This is a genomic window from Citrobacter sp. RHB25-C09 (assembly GCF_013836145.1).
Lineage (GTDB): Bacteria > Pseudomonadota > Gammaproteobacteria > Enterobacterales > Enterobacteriaceae > Citrobacter_A.
Map to the genome: position 1 here is coordinate 390,229 of NZ_CP057483.1, position 13,935 is coordinate 404,163.

Sequence of the window (13,935 nt, forward strand, 5' to 3'; positions counted from 1 at the left end):
TATCATTATGGTAATGTAGTAAGTGGGCATTCTGCCGCACTGGGGCGCCATGGTAGCCCAAAACAACGACTTTACACAAAACAGAAACAATACCGGGAGGGGGAAGATGTCTCAGCCAGCGAAGGTTCTGCTGCTGTTTGCCCATCCGGAATCTCAGGACTCGGTGGCGAACCGGGTACTGCTTAAACCGGCCATGCAGCTTAGCAACGTTACGGTGCACGATCTCTACGCGCACTATCCTGATTTTTTTATTGATATCCCGCATGAGCAGGCGCTGCTGCGTGAGAATGACGTGATTGTGTTTCAACATCCATTGTATACCTATAGCTGTCCATCGCTGCTCAAGGAGTGGTTTGACCGCGTACTGAATCGTGGCTTTGCCAGTGGGCAGGGAGGAAATCAGCTCGCGGGAAAGTATTGGCGGAGCGTGATCACCACCGGTGAACCCGAGAGTGCCTACCGCTATGACTCCCTGAACCGTTATCCCATGAGTGACGTCCTGCGCCCCTTCGAGCTGACGGCGGGAATGTGCCGGATGCACTGGATGAGTCCCATCATTATTTATTGGGCCAGACGACAAAGCGCACAGGAGTTGGCAAGCCATGCAAAAGCGTATGGCGACTGGTTGGCTAATCCGATTCCCGTGGGAGGTCGCTGATGGAAGGTTCCGATTTACTGACAGCGGGAGTGCTGTTTCTCTTTGCGGCAGTGGCAGCGGTGCCGCTGGCCTCAAAGCTGGGGATTGGCGCTGTGCTGGGCTATTTGTTGGCGGGTATTGCGATTGGCCCGTGGGGACTGGGCTTTATTAGCGACGTGGATGAAATTCTCCATTTCTCCGAGTTGGGCGTGGTATTCCTGATGTTTATCATTGGGCTGGAGCTGAATCCGTTGAAGCTCTGGCAACTTCGGCGCTCCATCTTTGGCGTGGGAGCGGCACAGGTGCTCCTCAGTGCCGCGCTGTTAGCCGGACTGTTGATATTGACTGATTTTTCGTGGCAGGCGGCGGTGGTGGGCGGAATTGGCCTCGCGATGTCTTCTACCGCGATGGCGTTACAACTGATGCGCGAGAAGGGCATGAACCGAAGCGAGTCCGGCCAGCTTGGCTTTTCGGTGCTGCTATTCCAGGATCTGGCGGTGATCCCGGCGCTGGCGCTGGTCCCGCTGTTAGCCGGTTCGGCTGACGAACACTTCGACTGGATGAAAATCGGCATGAAGGTGCTGGCCTTCGCAGGCATGCTGGTCGGCGGGCGTTATCTGCTGCGTCCGGTATTTCGCTTTATTGCCGCTTCCGGTGTCCGCGAGGTGTTTACCGCCGCTACGCTGTTATTGGTGCTGGGTTCCGCGCTGTTTATGGATGCGCTCGGACTGTCGATGGCGCTGGGCACTTTTATTGCAGGCGTACTGCTGGCGGAAAGCGAATATCGGCATGAGCTGGAAACGGCAATCGATCCCTTCAAAGGTTTACTGCTCGGTCTGTTTTTTATTTCTGTAGGGATGTCGCTCAACCTTGGCGTTCTGTATACCCATTTGCTGTGGGTGGCGGCCAGTGTGCTGGTGCTGGTGGCAGTTAAAACATTGGTGCTTTATCTGCTGGCACGCATATACGGCCTGCGCAGTTCTGAAAGAATGCAGTTTGCGGGGGTGCTTAGCCAGGGCGGTGAGTTCGCTTTCGTGCTGTTTTCCACGGCGTCCTCGCAGCGGCTTTTTCAGGGCGATCAGATGGCGCTGCTGCTGGTTACGGTGACGCTATCGATGATGACCACGCCTGGGTTGATGAAGCTCATCGATAAATGGCTTTCTCGTCAACTGAATGGCCCTGATGAAGAAGATGAAAAGCCATGGGTTGATGATGACAAGCCGCAGGTTATCGTGGTGGGATTTGGCCGTTTTGGTCAGGTGATCGGGCGTTTGCTGATGGCAAATAAGATGCGCATTACCGTGCTTGAGCGGGATATCAGCGCCGTGAATCTGATGCGAAAATATGGCTACAAGGTGTATTACGGTGATGCGACGCAGGTGGAACTTTTGCGGTCAGCGGGCGCAGACGCGGCGGAATCCATTGTTATTACCTGTAATGAGCCAGAAGATACGATGAAGCTGGTGGAGATTTGCCAACAGCATTTTCCGCATTTACATATCCTTGCGCGAGCGCGCGGACGTGTAGAGGCTCATGAGTTACTACAATCTGGTGTGACGCAGTTTACCCGTGAAACGTTCTCAAGCGCGCTGGAGCTGGGGCGGAAAACGTTGGTGTCATTGGGCATGCATCCTCATCAGGCTCAGCGGGCGCAGCTACACTTTCGGCGGCTGGATATGCGGATGTTAAGGGAACTTATTCCGATGCATGCCGACACGGTACAAATTTCTCGCGCCAGAGAGGCCAGACGTGAGCTGGAGGAGATTTTCCAGCGCGAGATGCAGAAAGAGCGACGCCAGTTAGACGGCTGGGATGAATTCGAATAGAGGTTAGGTATGGCAATGCGTAAACGTTTTATTGCAGGCGCAAAATGTCCATCCTGTCAGGCGCAGGATTCGCTGGCGATGTGGCGCGAGAATAATATTGATATTGTTGAATGCGTTAAGTGCGGTCACCAGATGCGCGAAGCGGATAAAGAAGTGCGCGATCATGTGCGCAAAGATGAGCAAATGATCGGGATCTTTCATCCAGACTAGCGATATGCGCTGAGATTTTTTAAGCTAAGGGGTACACAGGTGCAGATTTCCGCTACAATCTGCGCCAGCAATTTTCCCACGCTCAGGAGATATCATGAAAGTAGCAAAAGACCTGGTGGTCAGCCTGGCCTATCAGGTACGTACAGAAGACGGTGTGTTGGTTGATGAGTCTCCGGTGAGTGCGCCGCTGGACTACCTGCATGGTCACGGTTCCCTGATCTCTGGCCTGGAAACAGCGCTGGAAGGTCACGATGTTGGCGACAAATTTGACGTTGCTGTCGGCGCGAACGACGCTTACGGCCAGTACGACGAAAACCTGGTGCAGCGCGTTCCTAAAGACGTGTTCATGGGCGTTGACGAACTGCAGGTTGGCATGCGCTTCCTGGCTGAAACTGACCAGGGTCCAGTACCGGTAGAAATTACCGAAGTGGAAGACGATCACGTTGTGGTTGACGGTAACCACATGCTGGCTGGCCAGAATCTGAAGTTCAACGTTGAAGTCGTTGCGATTCGTGAAGCCACTGAAGAAGAACTGGCTCATGGCCACGTTCACGGCGCACACGGTCACGACCACGATCATGACCACGATCACGAAGGTTGCTGCGGCGGCCACGGCCATGACCATGGTCATGAGCACGGCAAAGGTGGTTGTGGTGGTAATGGCGGTTGCGGCTGCCATTAAGCCTTAATGCCTGAGGGCGCTGCGCTTATCAGGCCTACCGTAGGCTGGATAAGACGTTTACGTCGCCATCCGGTAACAAGGATCAAAAAGCGGGTAATAACCCGCTTTTTTTACGTCTCAATAATGCGGGGGCGGTGTCTCTTCAGCCTGAGATGCAAGGTGAGACGGTTGGCTGGCTTTGAGTTTCTCCGTCAGCAAACGCAAATGATCGCGCAGTTTGGCCATTTCCAGTTCGTGAGCGGTTACCGTCACGTTGAGTTCTTCAATGGTGACTTCCTGAAAAGCCAGACGGCTTTCCAGCTCTGCCAGTCGGGCTTCCATCGTTTTATCCTGCATGATTCACCTCATTGATTATCTCTGATTGCGGCGGATTCTACTGAATTCCTTTGGGTTACGCAGCCTTGATTCATTCTCCTGGAAACTAATTTAAACAAAAAGAGTCTCAAAAGAAGTGATAATAAGGCATGTCCGTATGTTGATTTGTTCAACAACGCTTTATAGTACGTTTCTAAAATTAGTTAACCTTGGGTGAGATTCCCTGCCCTGGAGATATGGATGAAATCATTGTTTAAAGTCACGCTGCTGGCAACCACGATGGCTGTTGCTCTGCACGCTCCTGTTACGTTTGCTGCTGATGCTGCAAAACCGGCTGCCACCGCTGACAGTAAAGCAGCGTTCAAAAATGACGACCAGAAATCAGCCTATGCGCTGGGGGCATCCCTGGGCCGTTACATGGAAAACTCCCTGAAAGAGCAGGAAAAACTGGGCATCAAGCTGGACAAAGACCAGCTGATCGCGGGCGTTCAGGATGCGTTTGCTGACAAGAGCAAACTGTCCGATCAGGAAATCGAACAAACTCTGCAGGCATTTGAAGCGCGCGTGAAGACCTCTGCTCAGGCGAAGATGGAAAAAGACGCCGCTGATAACGAAGCGAAAGGCAAAGAGTACCGCGCTAAGTTCGCCAAAGAGAAAGACGTGAAAACCTCTGCCACTGGCCTGCTCTATAAAGTAGAGAAAGCAGGGACTGGCGAAGCGCCTAAAGACAGCGACACCGTAGTAGTAAACTACAAAGGTACGCTGATCGACGGTAAAGAGTTCGATAACTCTTATACCCGTGGTGAGCCGCTTTCCTTCCGTCTGGACGGTGTGATCCCTGGCTGGACTGAAGGCCTGAAAAACGTCAAGAAAGGCGGAAAAATCAAGTTAGTTATTCCACCTGAACTGGCTTACGGTAAAACTGGCGTTCCGGGGATCCCGGCAAACTCCACCCTGGTGTTTGACGTAGAGCTGCTGGATATCAAACCAGCGCCGAAAGCAGATGCTAAGCCAGAAGCCGCAGCAGAAGCTGATGCAAAAGCCGCTAAAAAATAATCACTGAGAACCGCCGCCTGCCTGGGCGGCGGTTTTTTATTGCAGGCCGGATATAATTAGTAGTGGAAACGTAAACCCCCACTGTATTAATTTAATCATCCAAGTCATTAATGAGCCTGCCCTGAAAACATAACGACAGGCTCCTGAAAGGGAGTGTTTTTTTTCATGTCCAGGTCGCTTTTAACCAACGAAACCAGTGAGCTTGATTTACTGGATCAACGTCCATTCGATCAAACCGACTTTGATATTCTTAAATCCTACGAAGCGGTGGTGGACGGGTTAGCGATGCTCATTGGTTCCCACTGTGAAATCGTTTTGCACTCTTTGCAGGATTTGAAATGCTCTGCCATTCGCATAGCGAACGGCGAACACACTGGGCGTCAAATCGGTTCGCCGATAACCGACCTTGCGCTGCGCATGTTGCACGATATGACCGGTGCCGATAGCAGCGTGTCGAAATGCTACTTTACCCGTGCGAAAAGCGGCGTGCTGATGAAGTCAGTGACGATTGCCATTCGCAATCGCGAGCATCGTGTCATTGGTCTACTGTGCATCAACATGAACCTTGACGTTCCGTTCTCGCAGATCATGAACACCTTTATTCCGCCAGAAACCCCTGAAGTGGGATCGGCCGTTAACTTTGCATCTTCTGTTGAAGACCTCGTGACTCAGACTCTGGAGTTCACCATTGAAGAGGTCAACGCGGATCGTAACGTGTCCAACAACGCCAAAAATCGCCAGATTGTGCTGAATCTGTACGAAAAAGGTATTTTCGATATTAAAGACGCTATCAACCAGGTGGCCGATCGTCTGAATATTTCTAAACATACCGTGTACCTCTATATTCGTCAGTTCAAAAGCGGCGACTTCCAGGGGCAAGACAAGTAATGCGCTTTGCCATCATGGTTACCGGTCCGGCATACGGTACCCAGCAGGCGAGCAGCGCATTGCAGTTTGCGCAGGCGCTGATTGAAGAAGGCCATACGTTAAGCAGCGTCTTTTTCTATCGGGAAGGGGTCTATAACGCCAACCAACTGACCTCGCCCGCCAGTGATGAGTTCGATCTTGTCCGTGCCTGGCAACAATTGAATATCCGGCATAACGTTGCGCTGAATATCTGTGTGGCTGCGGCGCTGCGTCGCGGTGTTGTTGATGACGCTGAAGCAGCACGATTAGGGCTGGCATCTGCTAATCTTCAGCCAGGATTTACCCTGAGCGGACTCGGCGCACTGGCAGAGGCTTCACTCACCTGCGATCGCCTGGTGCAATTCTGATGAAACGCATTGCCTTTGTTTTTTCCTCCGCGCCGCATGGCAACGCATCAGGCCGTGAAGGACTGGATGCTCTGCTGGCGACATCGGCATTAACCGAAGATCTCGGGGTCTTTTTTGTCGGTGATGGCGTTTTTCAGATCCTGCAGGGACAGAAACCGGACGCCATCCTGATGCGTGACTACATCTCCACCTTCAAGCTGCTGGGACTGTATGACATTGAACAGTGCTGGCTTTGCGCGGCCTCGCTGCGGGAACGCGGGCTCAATAACGACACATCTTTTGTTGTTGAGGCAGTACCGCTTGAGCCGGAAGAATTGCGCCGTGAGCTTGGCAAATTTGATGTCGTGCTGAGATTCTGAGGATCGCATGCTGCATACATTACACTGCTCCGCGTGGAAGACCGATATCTCCACATTGCTGCGTCTGCTTCAGGACGGCGATGAACTTTTATTGCTCCAGGATGGCGTAACCGCCGCAATAGAAGGTAGCCGTTTCCTTGAAAGTTTTCGCAATGCCCCCATAACGGTATACGCACTGGAAGAAGACATTGAAGCTCGCGGTTTGGGTGGTCAAATTTCAGACAGTGTCGTCAGGGTTAGCTATACTGACTTCGTCAGACTCACGGTTAAGCACGCCAGCCTGTTGGCCTGGTAATGTGTGATCGTTGTATATTTCTTGACACCTTTTCGACACCGCCCTAAAATTCGGCGTCCTCATATTGTATGAGGTCGTTTTATTACGTGTTTACGAAGCAAAAGCTAAAACCAGGAGCTATTTAATGGCAACAGTTAACCAGCTGGTACGCAAACCACGCGCTCGCAAAGTTGCAAAAAGCAACGTGCCTGCGCTGGAAGCATGCCCGCAAAAACGTGGCGTATGTACTCGTGTATATACTACCACTCCTAAAAAACCGAACTCCGCACTGCGTAAAGTATGTCGTGTTCGTCTGACTAACGGTTTTGAAGTGACTTCCTACATCGGTGGTGAAGGTCACAACCTGCAGGAGCACTCCGTGATCCTGATCCGTGGCGGTCGTGTAAAAGACCTCCCGGGTGTTCGTTACCACACCGTTCGTGGTGCGCTTGACTGCTCCGGCGTTAAAGACCGTAAGCAATCACGTTCCAAGTATGGCGTGAAACGTCCTAAGGCTTAATGGTTCTCCGTTAAGTAAGGCCAAACGTTTTAACTTAAATGTCAAACTAAACTCGTAGAGTTTTGGACAATCCTGAATTAACAACGGAGTATTTCCATGCCACGTCGTCGCGTCATTGGTCAGCGTAAAATTCTGCCGGATCCGAAGTTCGGATCAGAACTGCTGGCTAAATTTGTAAATATCCTGATGGTAGATGGTAAAAAATCTACTGCCGAAACTATCGTATACAGCGCGCTTGAGACCCTGGCTCAGCGTTCTGGTAAATCTGAACTGGAAGCTTTCGAAGTAGCTCTCGAAAACGTGCGCCCGACTGTCGAAGTTAAGTCTCGCCGCGTTGGTGGTTCTACTTATCAGGTACCAGTTGAAGTCCGTCCGGTTCGTCGTAATGCCCTGGCAATGCGTTGGATCGTTGAAGCTGCTCGTAAACGCGGTGATAAATCCATGGCTCTGCGCCTGGCGAACGAACTTTCTGATGCTGCAGACAACAAAGGTACTGCAGTTAAGAAACGTGAAGACGTTCACCGTATGGCAGAAGCCAACAAGGCGTTCGCACACTACCGTTGGTAATCCCTTCGGAGTTTTAGTCACCAGGCGGGCGCTTCCAGTAAGCAGCCCGCTTTGGGCTACTTAAATTGAACGCCTAAAAGATAAACGAGGAATCAAATGGCTCGTACAACACCCATCGCACGCTACCGTAACATCGGTATCAGTGCGCACATCGACGCCGGTAAAACCACTACTACCGAACGTATTCTGTTCTACACCGGTGTAAACCATAAAATCGGTGAAGTTCATGACGGCGCAGCCACCATGGACTGGATGGAGCAGGAGCAGGAACGTGGTATTACTATCACTTCCGCAGCGACTACTGCATTCTGGTCTGGTATGGCTAAGCAGTATGAACCGCATCGCGTAAACATCATCGACACCCCGGGGCACGTTGACTTCACTATCGAAGTAGAACGTTCCATGCGTGTTCTTGATGGTGCGGTAATGGTTTACTGCGCAGTTGGTGGTGTTCAGCCGCAGTCTGAAACCGTATGGCGTCAGGCAAACAAATATAAAGTTCCACGCATTGCGTTCGTTAACAAAATGGACCGCATGGGTGCGAACTTCCTGAAAGTTGTTGGTCAGATCAAAACCCGTCTGGGCGCGAACCCTGTTCCGCTGCAGCTGGCAATTGGCGCTGAAGAAGCGTTCACCGGTGTTATCGACCTGGTGAAAATGAAAGCCATCAACTGGAACGATGCAGACCAGGGCGTTACCTTCGAATACGAAGATATCCCGGCTGACATGCAGGAACTGGCTGAAGAATGGCACCAGAACCTGATCGAATCCGCTGCAGAAGCTTCTGAAGAGCTGATGGAGAAATACCTGGGTGGTGAAGAACTGACTGAAGAAGAGATCAAAAAAGCTCTGCGTCAGCGCGTTCTGAACAACGAAATCATCCTGGTAACCTGTGGTTCTGCATTTAAGAACAAAGGTGTTCAGGCGATGCTGGATGCGGTAATTGATTACCTGCCATCCCCGGTTGACGTACCTGCGATCAACGGTATTCTGGACGACGGTAAAGATACTCCGGCTGAGCGTCACGCTAGCGACGACGAGCCTTTTGCTGCTCTGGCATTCAAAATCGCTACCGACCCGTTCGTGGGTAACCTGACCTTCTTCCGCGTGTACTCCGGTGTGGTTAACTCTGGTGATACCGTACTGAACTCCGTGAAAACTGCACGTGAGCGTTTCGGTCGTATCGTTCAGATGCACGCTAACAAACGTGAAGAGATCAAAGAAGTTCGCGCAGGCGACATCGCTGCTGCTATCGGTTTGAAAGACGTGACCACTGGTGACACTCTGTGTGACCCGGATCACCCGATCATTCTGGAGCGTATGGAGTTCCCTGAGCCGGTAATCTCCATCGCAGTAGAACCGAAAACCAAAGCTGACCAGGAAAAAATGGGTCTGGCTCTGGGCCGTCTGGCTAAAGAAGACCCGTCATTCCGCGTATGGACTGACGAAGAATCTAACCAGACTATTATCGCCGGTATGGGTGAGCTGCACCTCGACATCATCGTTGACCGTATGAAGCGTGAATTCAACGTTGAAGCGAACGTCGGTAAACCTCAGGTTGCTTACCGCGAAGCGATTCGCGCGAAAGTTACCGATATCGAAGGTAAACACGCTAAGCAGTCTGGTGGTCGCGGTCAGTACGGTCATGTTGTTATCGACATGTACCCGCTGGAGCCGGGTTCCAACCCGAAAGGCTACGAGTTCGTCAACGACATTAAAGGTGGTGTAATCCCTGGCGAATACATCCCAGCCGTTGATAAAGGTATCCAGGAACAGCTGAAGGCCGGCCCGCTGGCTGGTTACCCGGTTGTTGATATGGGTGTTCGTCTGCACTTCGGTTCTTACCATGACGTTGACTCCTCTGAACTGGCGTTTAAACTGGCTGCGTCTATTGCCTTTAAAGAAGGCTTTAAGAAAGCGAAACCAGTTCTGCTTGAGCCGATCATGAAGGTTGAGGTAGAAACGCCGGAAGAGAACACCGGTGACGTAATTGGTGACTTGAGCCGTCGTCGCGGTATGCTGCGCGGTCAGGAATCCGAAGTAACTGGCGTTAAGATCCATGCTGAAGTTCCGCTGTCTGAAATGTTCGGATATGCGACTCAGCTGCGTTCTCTGACCAAAGGTCGCGCATCATACACTATGGAATTCCTGAAGTATGATGATGCACCTAACAACGTTGCTCAGGCCGTAATCGAAGCCCGTGGTAAGTAATCCACAGGATTAAAACCTAAGTCCCGTGCTCTCTCCAAAGGGGAGAGCACTATAGTAAGGAATAAAGCCGTGTCTAAAGAAAAATTTGAACGTACAAAACCGCACGTTAACGTCGGCACCATCGGCCACGTTGACCACGGTAAAACTACCCTGACCGCTGCAATCACTACCGTTCTGGCTAAAACCTACGGTGGTGCTGCTCGTGCATTCGACCAGATCGATAACGCGCCGGAAGAAAAAGCTCGTGGTATCACCATCAACACGTCTCACGTTGAATATGACACCCCGACTCGCCACTACGCACACGTAGACTGCCCGGGCCACGCCGACTATGTTAAAAACATGATCACCGGTGCTGCGCAGATGGACGGCGCGATCCTGGTTGTTGCTGCGACTGACGGCCCGATGCCGCAGACTCGTGAGCACATCCTGCTGGGTCGTCAGGTAGGCGTTCCGTACATCATCGTGTTCCTGAACAAATGCGACATGGTTGATGACGAAGAGCTGCTGGAACTGGTAGAAATGGAAGTTCGTGAACTTCTGTCTCAGTACGATTTCCCGGGCGACGACACTCCGATCGTTCGTGGTTCTGCTCTGAAAGCGCTGGAAGGCGAAGCAGAGTGGGAAGCGAAAATCATCGAACTGGCTGGCTTCCTGGATTCTTACATCCCGGAACCAGAGCGTGCGATTGACAAGCCGTTCCTGCTGCCAATCGAAGACGTATTCTCCATCTCTGGTCGTGGTACCGTTGTTACCGGTCGTGTAGAGCGCGGTATCATCAAAGTTGGTGAAGAAGTTGAAATCGTTGGTATCAAAGAGACTGCGAAGTCTACCTGTACTGGCGTTGAAATGTTCCGCAAACTGCTGGACGAAGGCCGTGCTGGTGAGAACGTTGGTGTTCTGCTGCGTGGTATCAAACGTGAAGAAATCGAACGTGGTCAGGTACTGGCTAAGCCGGGTTCCATCAAGCCGCACACCAAGTTCGAATCTGAAGTGTACATTCTGTCCAAAGACGAAGGCGGCCGTCATACTCCGTTCTTCAAAGGCTACCGTCCGCAGTTCTACTTCCGTACAACTGACGTGACCGGTACCATCGAACTGCCGGAAGGCGTAGAGATGGTAATGCCGGGCGACAACATCAAAATGGTTGTTACCCTGATCCACCCGATCGCGATGGACGACGGTCTGCGTTTCGCAATCCGTGAAGGCGGCCGTACTGTAGGTGCGGGCGTTGTTGCTAAAGTAATGAGCTAATTATTTAATAATTAGCCTTGCACTTAAAAAGGGCGCTTCGGCGCCCTTTTTGCTTTCTGCAAGTTAGCGGTCACATTTCATCGCAATTTTTATGCTTCTCCCGTTGCGCAGAGAGAATTGTGCTATTGTAATCATAACTATTCTCATTTACACTCTGCACAGAAATTGAACGGGAGCGATCATGTACGTTTGTTTGTGTAATGGTGTAAGTGATAAAAAAATTCGACAGGCTGTTCGTCAGTTTCACCCACAATCCTTCCAGCAACTGCGAAAGTTTATTCCTGTAGGAAATCAATGTGGTAAATGCATCCGGGCAGCACGTGAAGTGATGCAGGATGAGTTAACGCAAATGCCAGAATTTAAAGAAATCGCCTGAGTTACACTCTTTTTTTTGACATCCTTGTAGCCCCATCTACGCTCTAGAGAGTGGAAGCGGAGGGACTATAAAATGAAAGGTGATGTTAAAATCATAAATTATCTCAATAAACTATTGGGAAATGAGCTTGTCGCGATTAATCAGTATTTTCTTCATGCACGTATGTTCAAAAATTGGGGCCTGACCCGCCTTAATGACGTTGAATACCATGAATCTATCGACGAGATGAAACATGCGGATAAGTACATTGAGCGTATCTTGTTCTTAGAAGGGATCCCTAACCTGCAAGATCTGGGCAAGTTAGGCATTGGCGAAGATGTGGAAGAGATGCTGCAATCCGACCTCCGGTTAGAGCTGGAGGGGGCAAAGGACTTACGTGAAGCCATTGCCTACGCCGATACCATCCATGATTACGTCAGCCGGGATATGATGATTGAAATCCTTGCGGATGAAGAAGGGCATATCGACTGGCTCGAGACGGAATTGGATCTCATCGCGAAACTGGGTATACAGAATTACCTGCAATCGCAAATCAAAGTGACCAGTTAATCGTTCCCGACACAAGATTGTGAATCCCCGTAATGAAACCCGCAGCCGCCAGAAATGGCCCAAAAGGCAGCGGGTTTTTTAATATCGCTGTTCCTCTCGTGATGGCCATGACTGCCACGCCCATGGTGGCCAACAGAGCCGCACAAAAAACTAACAGAGGCAGTGCTATCCATCCATGCCAGGCGCCCAGTGCGGCGAGAAATTTGACATCGCCATAACCCAGCCCCTCTTTTTTACGTATGATCCGATAGCTCCAGTACAGAAAAGCAAAGCCACCATAGCCGGCTACGGCACCCCATAGTGCATCTGATAAATGGCCGGGGAAAATGCATTGCTGATAGACCAGTCCGGCCCAAAGCAACGGGCAGGTAAAGCGGTCGGGGAGAAGGCCTGAGCGCAGGTCGTAGACGGCCAGGGCTATCGAGAGAAAAATATATAATGCCAGGAAAGGTAGTGCAGCGACCATCCGATAATCCTCCATGAAAAGTCGCGTAACTGTACTGAATGCAATGAGGCGGGCAACGGCTTTTTGTTTGCTTTGCGTACAGCATTCCAAAGCGTCGGCGACGAAACATATCATTACGAACGGTCTGGAGTGTCGTTCGCAATAATGCTCCAGTGATTAATATCTACACAGCCCTTGCGTCAGGCTGAGATTTGCGTATAATGCGCGGGCTTGTCTTAATCGACGGCAGGTTCGATTTGAACCTCGGGTAGCCGATTTGGCTATCTAACAATGCCCCCAATCGGGGGGCTACGTAAGAACGATTACACTCCCCCATCAATCGTAATGGGTGTGAGGAGTAATTATTTTCGTCTATAAATAATTGGAGCTCTGGTCTCATGCAGAACCAAAGAATCCGTATCCGCCTGAAAGCGTTTGATCATCGTCTGATCGATCAATCAACCGCGGAAATCGTCGAGACTGCTAAGCGCACTGGTGCGCAAGTCCGTGGTCCGATCCCGCTGCCGACCCGCAAAGAGCGTTTTACCGTTCTGATCTCCCCGCACGTTAACAAAGACGCGCGCGACCAGTACGAAATCCGCACTCACAAGCGTCTGGTTGACATCGTTGAGCCAACTGAGAAAACCGTTGATGCTCTGATGCGTCTGGATCTGGCTGCCGGTGTAGACGTGCAGATCAGCCTGGGTTAATCAGGTCATCGAGCGATTGAGAGGTTGATACAATGATTGGTTTAGTCGGTAAAAAAGTGGGTATGACCCGCGTCTTCACTGAAGATGGCGTATCTATCCCAGTAACCGTAATCGAAGTTGAAGCAAACCGCGTTACTCAGGTTAAAGATCTGGCTAACGATGGCTACCGCGCTATTCAGGTTACCACTGGTGCTAAAAAAGCTAACCGTGTAACCAAACCAGAAGCGGGTCACTTCGCTAAAGCTGGCGTTGAAGCTGGCCGTGGTCTGTGGGAATTCCGTCTTGCTGAAGGCGAAGAGTTCACCGTAGGTCAGGACATTAGCGTTGAGCTGTTTGCTGACGTTAAAAAAGTTGACGTAACCGGTACCTCTAAAGGTAAAGGTTTTGCTGGTACCGTTAAGCGCTGGAACTTCCGTACCCAGGACGCTACTCACGGTAACTCCTTGTCTCACCGCGTTCCGGGTTCTATCGGTCAGAACCAGACTCCGGGCAAAGTGTTCAAAGGCAAGAAAATGGCAGGTCAGCTGGGCAACGAACGTGTAACTGTTCAGAGCCTGGACGTAGTACGTGTTGACGCTGAGCGCAACCTGCTGCTGGTTAAAGGTGCGGTCCCGGGTGCAACCGGCTGCGACCTGATCGTTAAACCAGCTGTGAAGGCGTAAGGGGATAG

19 protein-coding genes are annotated in these 13,935 nt (G+C 51.2%); 17 read left to right on the plus strand and 2 right to left on the minus strand.

Going from position 1 to position 13,935, the window contains the following annotated elements; translation table 11 throughout:
• Positions 1 to 106: 106 nt before the first annotated feature.
• The 4 genes from kefG to slyD all read left to right on the plus strand — a co-directional run bounded on the left by kefG (position 107) and on the right by slyD (position 3,355).
• The gene (gene kefG / locus HVY19_RS01755) at positions 107 to 658 is read left to right on the plus strand and encodes a glutathione-regulated potassium-efflux system ancillary protein KefG (protein WP_181682725.1); all 552 of its coding nucleotides are present in this window, start codon (positions 107 to 109) and stop codon (positions 656 to 658) included.
• Positions 658 to 2,463: a glutathione-regulated potassium-efflux system protein KefB gene (gene kefB / locus HVY19_RS01760; protein ID WP_181682726.1), complete on the plus strand. Its 1,806-nt coding sequence runs from the start codon at positions 658 to 660 to the stop codon at positions 2,461 to 2,463. The genes kefG and kefB overlap by 1 nt, the downstream gene beginning before the upstream one ends.
• 9 nt (positions 2,464 to 2,472) lie before the next feature.
• Positions 2,473 to 2,673 carry a YheV family putative zinc ribbon protein gene (locus HVY19_RS01765; RefSeq protein WP_181682727.1) on the plus strand — a complete coding sequence of 67 codons (201 nt, stop codon included), beginning with the start codon at positions 2,473 to 2,475 and terminating at the stop codon, positions 2,671 to 2,673.
• A 94-nt stretch (positions 2,674 to 2,767) separates the two neighbouring features.
• Positions 2,768 to 3,355 carry a peptidylprolyl isomerase gene (gene slyD, locus HVY19_RS01770; protein WP_181682728.1) on the plus strand — a complete coding sequence of 196 codons (588 nt, stop codon included), beginning with the start codon at positions 2,768 to 2,770 and terminating at the stop codon, positions 3,353 to 3,355.
• 117 nt (positions 3,356 to 3,472) lie between these two features.
• On the opposite strand, the gene HVY19_RS01775 is transcribed toward slyD, so the two are convergent.
• Positions 3,473 to 3,691 (minus strand): protein SlyX, encoded by a 219-nt coding sequence (locus HVY19_RS01775; RefSeq protein WP_181682729.1) that lies wholly within the window; start codon positions 3,689 to 3,691, stop codon positions 3,473 to 3,475.
• A 219-nt stretch (positions 3,692 to 3,910) separates the two neighbouring features.
• Between HVY19_RS01775 and fkpA the strand changes: the two genes are divergently transcribed.
• The 11 genes from fkpA to bfr all read left to right on the plus strand — a co-directional run bounded on the left by fkpA (position 3,911) and on the right by bfr (position 12,110).
• Positions 3,911 to 4,726 carry an FKBP-type peptidyl-prolyl cis-trans isomerase gene (gene fkpA / locus HVY19_RS01780; RefSeq protein ID WP_181682730.1) on the plus strand — a complete coding sequence of 272 codons (816 nt, stop codon included), beginning with the start codon at positions 3,911 to 3,913 and terminating at the stop codon, positions 4,724 to 4,726.
• A 165-nt stretch (positions 4,727 to 4,891) separates the two neighbouring features.
• Positions 4,892 to 5,614 (plus strand): transcriptional regulator, encoded by a 723-nt coding sequence (locus HVY19_RS01785; RefSeq protein ID WP_103778316.1) that lies wholly within the window; start codon positions 4,892 to 4,894, stop codon positions 5,612 to 5,614.
• On the plus strand, positions 5,614 to 6,000 hold the full coding sequence (gene tusD / locus HVY19_RS01790) for a sulfurtransferase complex subunit TusD (protein ID WP_181682731.1): 387 nt from the start codon (positions 5,614 to 5,616) through the stop codon (positions 5,998 to 6,000). Before HVY19_RS01785 ends, tusD begins: the two co-directional genes overlap by 1 nt.
• Entirely contained in the window at positions 6,000 to 6,359 is a 360-nt protein-coding gene (tusC, locus tag HVY19_RS01795; RefSeq protein WP_181682732.1) for a sulfurtransferase complex subunit TusC, read from the plus strand. Before tusD ends, tusC begins: the two co-directional genes overlap by 1 nt.
• Positions 6,360 to 6,366: 7 nt before the next feature.
• Positions 6,367 to 6,654: a sulfurtransferase complex subunit TusB gene (gene tusB, locus HVY19_RS01800; RefSeq protein WP_181682733.1), complete on the plus strand. Its 288-nt coding sequence runs from the start codon at positions 6,367 to 6,369 to the stop codon at positions 6,652 to 6,654.
• Positions 6,655 to 6,778: 124 nt separating this feature from the next.
• The gene (gene rpsL / locus HVY19_RS01805; RefSeq protein WP_003023654.1) at positions 6,779 to 7,153 is read left to right on the plus strand and encodes a 30S ribosomal protein S12; all 375 of its coding nucleotides are present in this window, start codon (positions 6,779 to 6,781) and stop codon (positions 7,151 to 7,153) included.
• A 96-nt stretch (positions 7,154 to 7,249) separates the two neighbouring features.
• Positions 7,250 to 7,720, plus strand: a complete 471-nt coding sequence (rpsG, locus tag HVY19_RS01810) for a 30S ribosomal protein S7 (protein WP_042322792.1) — start codon at positions 7,250 to 7,252, stop codon at positions 7,718 to 7,720.
• Positions 7,721 to 7,816: 96 nt separating this feature from the next.
• A complete protein-coding gene (gene fusA, locus HVY19_RS01815; RefSeq protein WP_181682734.1) occupies positions 7,817 to 9,931 on the plus strand; it encodes an elongation factor G in 2,115 nt (704 codons plus the stop codon).
• Between the two features lie 69 nt (positions 9,932 to 10,000).
• Positions 10,001 to 11,185 carry an elongation factor Tu gene (gene tuf / locus HVY19_RS01820; RefSeq protein ID WP_003031109.1) on the plus strand — a complete coding sequence of 395 codons (1,185 nt, stop codon included), beginning with the start codon at positions 10,001 to 10,003 and terminating at the stop codon, positions 11,183 to 11,185.
• 181 nt (positions 11,186 to 11,366) lie between these two features.
• Positions 11,367 to 11,561, plus strand: a complete 195-nt coding sequence (bfd, locus tag HVY19_RS01825; RefSeq protein ID WP_042293128.1) for a bacterioferritin-associated ferredoxin — start codon at positions 11,367 to 11,369, stop codon at positions 11,559 to 11,561.
• 72 nt (positions 11,562 to 11,633) lie between these two features.
• Complete coding sequence (gene bfr / locus HVY19_RS01830) at positions 11,634 to 12,110, plus strand: bacterioferritin (RefSeq protein WP_181682735.1); 477 nt, start codon at positions 11,634 to 11,636, stop codon at positions 12,108 to 12,110.
• Here bfr and HVY19_RS01835 read toward each other — a convergent pair.
• Positions 12,094 to 12,576 (minus strand): A24 family peptidase, encoded by a 483-nt coding sequence (locus tag HVY19_RS01835; protein WP_181682736.1) that lies wholly within the window; start codon positions 12,574 to 12,576, stop codon positions 12,094 to 12,096. The genes bfr and HVY19_RS01835 overlap by 17 nt on opposite strands.
• 377 nt (positions 12,577 to 12,953) lie before the next feature.
• Between HVY19_RS01835 and rpsJ the strand changes: the two genes are divergently transcribed.
• Together rpsJ and rplC are read left to right on the plus strand one after the other, a co-directional pair.
• Positions 12,954 to 13,265 carry a 30S ribosomal protein S10 gene (gene rpsJ, locus HVY19_RS01840; protein WP_001181005.1) on the plus strand — a complete coding sequence of 104 codons (312 nt, stop codon included), beginning with the start codon at positions 12,954 to 12,956 and terminating at the stop codon, positions 13,263 to 13,265.
• A 32-nt stretch (positions 13,266 to 13,297) separates the two neighbouring features.
• The gene (gene rplC / locus HVY19_RS01845) at positions 13,298 to 13,927 is read left to right on the plus strand and encodes a 50S ribosomal protein L3 (RefSeq protein ID WP_181682737.1); all 630 of its coding nucleotides are present in this window, start codon (positions 13,298 to 13,300) and stop codon (positions 13,925 to 13,927) included.
• Positions 13,928 to 13,935: the final 8 nt, after the last annotated feature.